The sequence below is a fragment of the Bacillus sp. SA1-12 genome (genome assembly GCF_000981385.1).
Lineage (GTDB): Bacteria > Bacillota > Bacilli > Bacillales > Bacillaceae > Metabacillus.
Window position 1 is genome coordinate 1 of the sequence record NZ_LATZ01000049.1, and the last position, 9,255, is coordinate 9,255.

Annotated in this window: 10 protein-coding genes and 1 pseudogene; 5 read left to right on the forward strand and 6 right to left on the reverse strand. The window is 36.1% G+C overall.

Annotated features, from left to right (window positions below):
• The first annotated feature begins 980 nt into the window (after positions 1–980).
• Complete coding sequence (locus WQ54_RS17390) at positions 981–1,328, forward strand: hypothetical protein (RefSeq protein WP_046585870.1); 348 nt, start codon at positions 981–983, stop codon at positions 1,326–1,328.
• A 421-nt stretch (positions 1,329–1,749) separates the two neighbouring features.
• Here WQ54_RS17390 and WQ54_RS34770 read toward each other — a convergent pair whose 3' ends face one another.
• The 3 genes and pseudogenes from WQ54_RS34770 to WQ54_RS34775 all read right to left on the reverse strand — a co-directional run.
• Positions 1,750–1,974, reverse strand: coding sequence for a transposase family protein (locus WQ54_RS34770; RefSeq protein WP_231597557.1), 225 nt, complete (start codon positions 1,972–1,974; stop codon positions 1,750–1,752).
• Positions 1,975–2,535, reverse strand: coding sequence for a helix-turn-helix domain containing protein (locus WQ54_RS17395; RefSeq protein WP_231597558.1), 561 nt, complete (start codon positions 2,533–2,535; stop codon positions 1,975–1,977).
• 58 nt (positions 2,536–2,593) lie between these two features.
• A pseudogene (locus WQ54_RS34775) lies at positions 2,594–2,685 on the reverse strand (helix-turn-helix domain-containing protein); the annotation flags it as partial.
• A 113-nt stretch (positions 2,686–2,798) separates the two neighbouring features.
• Between WQ54_RS34775 and WQ54_RS17400 the strand changes: the two are divergent.
• Positions 2,799–3,695, forward strand: coding sequence for a LysR family transcriptional regulator (locus WQ54_RS17400; RefSeq protein ID WP_046585871.1), 897 nt, complete (start codon positions 2,799–2,801; stop codon positions 3,693–3,695).
• Between the two features lie 125 nt (positions 3,696–3,820).
• On the opposite strand, the gene WQ54_RS31995 is transcribed toward WQ54_RS17400, so the two are convergent.
• Both WQ54_RS31995 and WQ54_RS17405 read right to left on the reverse strand, forming a co-directional pair.
• Positions 3,821–4,330, reverse strand: coding sequence for a multicopper oxidase domain-containing protein (locus WQ54_RS31995; protein WP_084822135.1), 510 nt, complete (start codon positions 4,328–4,330; stop codon positions 3,821–3,823).
• Entirely contained in the window at positions 4,260–5,897 is a 1,638-nt protein-coding gene (locus tag WQ54_RS17405; protein WP_052737853.1) for a multicopper oxidase family protein, read from the reverse strand. Before WQ54_RS17405 ends, WQ54_RS31995 begins: the two co-directional genes overlap by 71 nt.
• Before the next feature lie 492 nt (positions 5,898–6,389).
• On the opposite strand from WQ54_RS17405, the gene WQ54_RS17410 reads away from it, so the two are divergent.
• Both WQ54_RS17410 and WQ54_RS17415 read left to right on the forward strand, forming a co-directional pair.
• Positions 6,390–7,061, forward strand: coding sequence for an NAD(P)H-dependent oxidoreductase (locus tag WQ54_RS17410; protein WP_046585873.1), 672 nt, complete (start codon positions 6,390–6,392; stop codon positions 7,059–7,061).
• 399 nt (positions 7,062–7,460) lie between these two features.
• Positions 7,461–7,814 (forward strand): helix-turn-helix domain-containing protein, encoded by a 354-nt coding sequence (locus WQ54_RS17415; RefSeq protein ID WP_046585875.1) that lies wholly within the window; start codon positions 7,461–7,463, stop codon positions 7,812–7,814.
• A gap of 81 nt (positions 7,815–7,895) precedes the next feature.
• On the opposite strand, the gene WQ54_RS17420 is transcribed toward WQ54_RS17415, so the two are convergent.
• Complete coding sequence (locus WQ54_RS17420) at positions 7,896–8,456, reverse strand: NAD(P)H-dependent oxidoreductase (protein ID WP_046585877.1); 561 nt, start codon at positions 8,454–8,456, stop codon at positions 7,896–7,898.
• Positions 8,457–8,760: 304 nt separating this feature from the next.
• Between WQ54_RS17420 and WQ54_RS17425 the strand changes: the two genes are divergently transcribed.
• The coding region (locus WQ54_RS17425; protein WP_046585879.1) for a YitT family protein at positions 8,761–9,255 on the forward strand (495 nt) is incomplete at its 3' end.

Below are 9,255 nucleotides of genomic sequence, written 5' to 3' on the forward strand. Positions count from 1 at the left end.
GCGTTACTCTTTCATTTGACTCTTCGATATAATCCTTCAATTCCAGAAGGAATTGTCTAACTTTTATCTGGGTAATGTGACCACTCCCAAGTTAGGTTAGAAACGTTTCGCACCATTAAATGGCCCTTTAATTGAATAATGAGTTTTAAAATAACTTAATATAATTACACATAGATCTACACCAATGTTTTGAGGATAAATAAAAACCTAAGTGTCAACTTTCGTTTAGGTTTACACTTAGCTTTTAAATCATGCAATCAATGAATTTTTCGTTTGATCTTTACTCCATAAAAGGGCACGATTCTTGATCTTGAATAAGCTATCCCATAATTTTTACTCTTATTTTGTTATGATTTGTACTATAATTTACTCATAGCACATTCCTTTTGACGGTTTCTTTAGGGGAATCGTCTTTTCTTTTTCGGTTTTCTTCTTCATACATCGATATTTTTTAATCGCAATAAAATATATCAATAGTTGTACGGTCTGTTCATGATGTTAAGTTTTGTATAAATATATCTCTAGAGTATAAATACTTTTAACAAGATCGTCCATCCACTAGATGGATGCTTTGTCCTACATACAAGTAGAAAAATCTCGTCTTTTTTATGTCACTTTTTATGTCAAATATGAAATAACGCAATCCTTATTAAGAGGGCACTGCAAAACGAATACATTTTATGGAATAAACGCCTGTTTGGCGTTTTTTTGTTAAAATAAAATGAATAAATTACTAAACCTAGGAGTTAACTAGTATTGGAGTATCAACTCACTCCTTTATTTAACTATGCCTTCACGAAGCAAAATTAATCTGAACTCATTTTATTTACCCGTCAATTCAATTAAAAAGGGTTATGAAATCCTGCGAATAAGTGAGCATTCAAGAGATAAACGTATCAAACTGAGGGAGTTCAAGAACAAAAGTGAACTATAATGGACATAAATTGTTAAAGAAACTTATGTAGGGAGAACAAGTTACAATGAAGAAGGTCAAAGAATTAAAAGCTTATGCAATAGAGGATGATTTCAAATTTCACATTGTTCAAGTTGTTATAAGCCACAGTAAAGAGGTTGCTGTTTATTGGTTACGGGATGTAGCAGGTTATACAAATGAAGAAATGACAAAATTCAAAGTTTGGGAATTTCCCTTAGATAAAAAGTTTTTTGTTAGGGATTTTGGAGAAACGTCTGCCAGAGAATTGATTAAAGAAATAACTCAAAGTGAAACTTTTCATAGTTTCCCAGTTGTTGTGTTTTGGAAAGAAGCTAAAAATGAGTATTTTGAAAATTGGCATTCTCATTTTGAAATAGAGGAACCTACTGATTAGCTTGTTACTAATTTAACGGAGGCTTTTCTTCATTAAGGAGTAAGGCTTTGCTTTTTTCTTGCATTAACTAGCAGGTTAGAACAAAACAATGAAAAATTTACCACTGTAATCCTGATAAAAATGGTTTCATTCTAAGGATGTTCTATTTAAGATTAAGAAAATGGTTAATCCACGACTCTTTTGACGTGGCAGGAGGTCAAAAAATGGCTCAATTTTTATTTGATTTAATAGTTTTTATAGTTGTAGACATAATCATAGGTGGTATAAAGTGGTTGTTCCGTGGAGCTAAACGAATATTTAAAAAAAGGTGAACTATTATTACTAAACCTTTATTTTTGTTGAAATGACGGAGGCTAGTGTTAAACAAGCTAAGGCTGCTTCGGCAGCCTTTTCCTTTTTCGACTAACGTAAGCAGTTTAGTTCAACAAGGGGTACCGGTAGCAAAATTCGGAAAATGATTCGATGTAAAATCACTGCCATGATTAGTATAAAACTGTTCAGGAATTCCGCAAATTGGCCAATCAAGATTTCGTTTATGCCAAATGGCTTGATGTAATGTGAGTGCTGTTTGGATAGCTGAAGGGGCTTGGAAGGTTAAAAAATAGCCAGCGACTGCCCTGCTGTAGTCGTCTAAAATAATTGTCAACTAAGGTCGTTCGGCTTGTCCTTTCTCATTGATTACAAAAATATCTAGTAAAGTATGATCGGCTTGCCAAATCTCATTAGGATAGCTTGCTTCTCTTCGATGAATTAAATCATATTGATTTTCGTAATCTTTTGGGCCATCATGAGCTAACTTCTTCAAACTTTGCGAAAGGGATTGCGAAACCTTATACACTTGATAATAACTTGGTTGTTGCCAGCCTTGTTTCTGACATTGCTCGCAGATCATTCGATGAATAGACGTCAGCGATTTCCTTTTATACTTCAAAATTAGTTGTTCAATAGACACTACAATTTCTGGTTCTAAATGTATTTTGCCTGCATCACTTCTTGTTTTTCGAATTAAACCTTTTAATCCAAATTGTTCATAGTCCCGAATCCAGTATTGTAAAGTTCTTTTTGCGATCCCAGTTTCTTCTATAATGACAGTTAATGTTTTCTCATTGAGAAGATAAGGAGCAATGACTTGATACTTTAACATTGCTGCTTGTCGTTGTTCTTCTGAATAAGCTGTTAATGGAGGATGTTCATTCTGCATAGACATCAACCCTTCCGATTTACTTTCTATCTAAATAGCGATAGATCATCGTGCGAGAAACGCCTCACTTTTCTGCAACATCTTTAATTGGTGTACCATTTTCAATTAAAGCCTTCATCATTTCAATATCTTTTGGTCTCCATACTTTTCTGGACGCCACCTACGAGTTTTGTAACAAATAATAGGATTATAAATAATAATTTATATTCACACAAATCCATTTTTGTCTATAATAAGATTGATCAAAAGGAATGTGAGGTGCATACACATTGGAACTTCTTCAGCTTGAGTACTTTCGTACGGTAGCTCGTTTGGAACATATGACCGAAGCTGCGGGGGTATTACATGTCACGCAATCATCGTTGAGTAAGACGATTCAACGATTGGAAGAGGACTTGGGTGTCTCATTATTTGACAGAAGTGGTCGTAAGTTACGACTAAATGAGTTTGGTCGTTCTTTTCTTCAACGTGTAGAGAGGGCTTTGTTTGAATTGGAGGAAGGGAAACGTGAAATCGTTGATTTGACCAGTGCTGATTATGGTACATTGGCACTGGGTGTTAACACAGCTTACATGTTGCCAGATATCCTTCATCGATTTCGGGAAATTCGACCACAAGTCCAGTTTTATGTACAACAGTTGGGAACCCATGAAATGGAAATTCGAGTTAAGAAGGGTGAGGTAGATTTTTGTTTATCTTCCCCACCAATTCAAGGAAGTGAACTAGTTTGTGATATCGTTTTCCAAGAGCAGATTTATGTGATTGTCCCAACAACCCATCGATTTGCGAACAGAGACCGAGTTCGTTTATCCGAACTTAAGGAAGAACGGTTTGTCAGTTTAAAAAAAGGTTATGGAATTCGTGACTTGATGGATTTTTATTGTGAGAAGGCTGGATTTGTACCCGAAAACGCGTATGAAGGTGATGAACCAGCAACATTAAGTCCTCTGGTTCAAGCAGGACTAGGAATTTCCTTTATACCAAAATCTGCATTACAAGTCTTGCCTCTAGAAAACATTGTCTTCTTGCAAATAGAGGAACCAGTGTGTATACGGGAGATTGGACTATCGAGACATCAAAGTCGCTATTTATCAAGTGTAGCAAAGGAATTTCGTCAAGTAATCATTGAGCACTTCCAGAGAGTTGCTCAAAACGACGATATTTAACATCTTTGCTGTTGGTTTAGATGAGGGCATGATTCGCGATGGGAAGAAAGAATCTTGTAAAATCAAAGGACTATCCCATTCTTATGGAACAGTCCTAAAATTTGATAATGTATAGATTCGATCGCTTATTCTGGCTGATTGGCTGTTTTCTTTCCTACTTGAAAAGGTGTGGTGATTCCTTCATAGGACAAGTGCATCGTCATTCCCATTTCTGCATGCCATAAATTATGACAATGATCCATCCATATCCCAGGATTATCTGCTTTAAAAGCAACTTCATAAACTTCACCGGGACCTACATCTAGTGAATCAGTCCACCAAGGGCTTCCTGTAGTTGGTTTCCCGTTCCGACTGAGAACGAGCATAATATGCCCATGAAGATGCATCGGATGATGATCCAAACCACGATTGATAAAAGTTGTTTTTACAAGATCACCTTCTTTAACCGTTAACATAGGAGTATCAGGAAAAACGCGTCCGTTAATAGTATATAAAGGATATAGTTTACCATCATAGAACCCTAATCGACTATCTAAGACTATTTTGAAGGTGCGGTCAAATTTACTATTGATGGTGAAAGGAGTCTGTTTTTTTTTTTCCATATTTACTCGGATCAAATACTGAATTATTTTCATTTATAGCTGGGGTTGAATTTGTTTTCTTCTCACTAAAGACAATCCCAGGAGTTACACCTGCATCACTTTGGCTGCTCAACCTTACTGGTGTCTTTGGCATTGTGAACAAAATATCATATCGTCCACCGCCAGCGATAAATAGTTTCTGATTCTTTATTAAGGTGGGCGACTGAATATCATTTCCGTCGATTGCTACCACTTTAAATGGAACTCCTGACAATTTGAAAGATTGTGGGAAGTTCTGGGCATTAATAATTCTCAATTTGACAAGTGTACCCGATTTAATCATTTGATGATCAAGTGTATCTTTTAACCCATACGTGGGAGTTAATGACCAGTCATTCGACAATTGCCAAGCGTGACTTAAAACCGTGATATCTTTTGTATTGGGTTGTGCAATCTCTTTTGGTTCCACAATGAGGGAACCAAATAACCCTTTTATTACTTGCTTTGCCGATTGTTGATGGGAATGATACCAATACGTTCCTACTTGTTTTGCTTGAAAACGGTATACATGTGTTCCTCCAGGTGGTATGGAATCTTGCGTCACTCCTGCAACTCCATCCTCTGCATTTGGTACATTATAACCATGCCAGTGAATCGTAACCCCATCTTCAATATCTTTATTTTTCAAAACAACTTCAACAATCTCTCCTTGTTTCACTCGTAATTCTGGACCAGGAGTGATCCCGTTAAAGGTCCAAGCATCCATGGTCTTACCAGAACTCAATTTTACTTGCTTTTTTTGAGCAATTAATTCAAAATGACGATCTACTTTCTTGGTTCGAGGACCTGTTAATGTCGTTACACTTATTTCTTTATTATGCATGGAATGGTTCATCGTTTGCATATTCATTTCATTATGATGCATGCTTCCCATATTTATATGATCTGGAAGAACAGATGCTTTCATAGATAAGCTATACCAGCCACCAATGAGAATGGCAAGGCAAACAAAAGAGATCACAGCACGTAAAAGTCTTGTAGATGTGGTCAAGGCATAATTGGTTTGTATTAGTTTTACACTGCGACGTTTTTGTCGAAACCATAAAGCAACTAGAATCAAGGCGAATACAATCCATAGGAGAATAGCATTTAAAACATTTAACTCAAATGGATAAATAAAATAGAAGGAATACCAATCTACGATGGAACTGATCAGAGTAGCTTGAATAGGTAGAATAAATTTTGGTGAGGTAAGTAACTTTCGATCCATTTCATCTACAGTGGATTGTAAATCGTCTGTTATTTGACTGTTGATCTTTCGCAAGATCGAAAGGGTTACAAGTGTTGAGAATGCTGAAGGAATGAACAGTGGCATTGAAAGTAATACCTTTTCCTTCATAAATTCCCACCCATAAGTACCTAATAAGACTAGGATGACTAACTCTGCAATTACCATCACTTGAGCCAAAAAGTATAGAATGGTAAAACGTTTTATACTTTGTTTCAATTCATTTTTTGTATATCGGAAGGGAAGACGACTCAAACGATTGGCTACAATCGCCCATAACACAACCAAAATTAATAAAACAGCAAAATCAATCAGGTATAGTTGTTCGAACATGTAAAAACTCCTTTCTCTATTTAGACAACGAAAAAATTTACTGATTTCAAACCAATCATAAGGAATAAATTGCATTTATTCAAACGCATTTGAATTCATAAAATGATTGATTAGAAGGAATGGAATATTTGTAGAGTTATTATAGTATTCTTAATTTTCTTGATCTCTTAGAGAATCACAAGGTTACAATATTATCATGTTAAATAACGACAAATTTTGGTATGCAAAAACGTTAAAGTATACCTACAATGCAATGGTTAACAAAAGGTTGTTTTTGATAATGTTGTTTTTAGCAGCATAAATAATGTCTGATTTATGGAACATTATTTATGAACTGAAATAACAGATAGTCAATAAGAAGAGACTTTAATAGACATCAATCCAAAAATTGGTTATGCTAACAGCGGATCTGTTATCAAACAGAGTGAATATAAATACGGTGATTGTCTGAGAAAACTGTTTACAAAAAACTGAAAAGGAAGGTTGATCCACATGATAGGAACGGAGAGTAAAAAACAGGAAATTTTAAAAGCTTACCAGTTCAGACATGCTTGCAAGACATTTGATGTCAACAAAAAGATCTCGAATGAAGATTTTCACTTTATTTTGGAGATAGGAAGATTGTCTCCAAGTTCATACGGCTTTGAGCCGTGGAAGTTTGTCGTGATCCAGGATGAAGTGCTTCGTGAAAAATTAAAATCTGTATCTGGCGGTGCCCAAGGACAACTGCCCACTGCCAGCCATTTTGTAGTTATATTGGCAAGAAGAGAAGAAGGATTAAGGTACAATTCAGCATACATAAACAAAATGATGAAAGACATTCATGATATGCCTGAAGAGGTTGTTAAAGGTGTTTCTAGTTCTTACAAATCGTTCGTAGAAACAAAACTCGAAAATAATGACCTTCTTATTTTTGAATGGGCATGCAAACAAACATATATAGCATTAGGAAACATGATGACAGCTGCGGCTCAAATCGGTATTGACTCCTGTCCGATGGAAGGTTTTGATAAAAAGCAGGTGAACGCTATTTTGCAAAATGAGGGTATCATTGATGGCAACGATTTCGGTGTAGCCTGTATGGTCGCTTTCGGATATCGGAATGAGGATCCCAAACGTCCAAAAACAAGACAAAATCTCGATGAGATTGTTGAATGGCGATAAACTTAAGATGATATTTCTTAGCATCAGGAGACATGTTCACAAAGGCATCTCTCCTTTAAATGTCATTTTGGGATAAGTCCCAAAATAGCCATATAAATGAAAAACTGGAACGGGAGGGCGAAAATTCCTACGTATTTTAAAGATACGCATTTGAATCGTGTTTAATAAATTGTTCCATTAAAAGGCGAGACGCAGGAATGAATTATGCAGTAAAGCTTTATTAAAGAAGGAAATAGTGAAATTACAAATGTGTCTAGAGCCTCATTATATAGAAAGCTATCAGAAGGAAACAAATATTCCTTCCTTATTCCATAAACACATCCTTTACAATAAGGTTGCATAATGATCTATAGTATAGGATGCATATTTCATATTCTTACTTAAAGGAGAGTGTTTCTTGTGCGCAAAACCTGTGTTCCGACTGGCGTTGAACTAAAAGATACTGGCTTTGGATATATGCTGTCCTTAATAGGTGGTAAATATAAAATGATCATTATATATTGGCTATCTGAAAATAAGGTTATGCGGCATAATGAGCTGAAGCGAAGTATCGGTACCATTTCCTTTAAAACGCTAACCATCATGTTAAAAGAGCTGGAGGCAGAGGGCCTTATCATACGCAAGGAATTTCCCCAAATACCTCCTAAAGTTGAATATTCATTATCTGACCGTGGTCTTTCTCTCGTTCCATTGTTAAATATGATGTGCGAGTGGGGAGAGAAAAACCGTTTGCCATCTCTGAAGGATGTGTAGCGATAGATATAGCTATTTTGTTTAAATCAAAAGAAGTATCTCCTCAACAAAAATACTTCTTTTTTATAACAAAGATTCCTATTACAGGTTGTCAACAAAATTCAAATAATCCTGAGCGCTTTTTTCCAAGTCGCTTGTACCTGGCTCATTTTCTTCTTCTTCGTTTCCACCCGGCTCATTTTCTTTACCATAAAACGCAAAAAACGAACGATAATTTGCATTGCAATACAAGAATGTCATTTCAAATGGAACTAATATTTGTTCAGGTGTATACCGATATCTTCCGTTTTCACTATAATCTTCTTTTTTGATTCCTGCAGATACACATAAAGCAACTCTACGATTCTTTAATTTATCTCCTCCATTCGAACCATAAGCCCATCCATAAGCTAAAACATCGTCAAACCATTTTTTAAGGAGAGGCGGACAATTAAACCAATATATAGGGAACTGGAAAACAAGATTACCATGTGACTCAACTAATTTTTGTTCTTTTTCAACGTCTATATTTCCATCAGGGTAAACCTTAGACAATTCGTGAACAGTATACTTTTCCGGATACTTTTTCAGTTCTTCTACCCATCGCTTATTAATGACGGATGTTTCTATGCTGGGATGTGTTACTATAACAAGAGTTTTCAAAGATTTGTCCTCCTTAATTATTATTTATATCTTGATAATAAAGTGCACACTGTAAATATGTAAGTATGCACTTTTAGTTCAGGTACTTACATAAAGGTGAGTGTTAATCAGTCATAAAAATATTTTCCTATAAGGGGGGACCAGCAAACCTATTACCCGCAAAGTAGAATAGCTGCATTCTCTGGGTCACCTTACGTTGTACAAAAAGAACGTGTACTATGTCATTTTTTAATTATTCAAGAAAAGGGAGCGATTGCTGAACAATAAGCAGTCTCTTTTTTACTAAACCGATCAAAATAGTTCTATGGTTGGGTTGACCATTTTCAGTTATGGCATTTCAGTAGCAATTCAAGTACAACATTTAGGGATACACCCATGGGATGTTCTAAATATCGCTTTATTTGAAAAATTCGGCCTTACGATTGGGACGTGGACTGTTCTGGTAGGACTGCTTCTTGTTGTCGTCTCCTTCTTTTTAGATCGGAGCTACATCAACATCGGAACGTTCCTGAATGCTTTGGCTGTCGGTCCTTTAGTTGACTTGTTCCTTTATATGGAGGCATTTCCACGATCCTCTTCTGTTTTCACAGATGTACTTGTTTTGTTCTTAGGTGTTGTACTGATGGGAATCGGTGGCGGAATGTACTCAGGAGCGAGGATCGGGGCTGGGCCAAGGGATGGGTTCATGCTTTCGATATCCGATAAATTGGGGATGTCGATCAGCCGGGTGCGGATCATGGTTGAAAGCCTTGTCCTTCTATTAGGTTGGCTGCTTGGCGGTCCGGTCTTCATATTTACA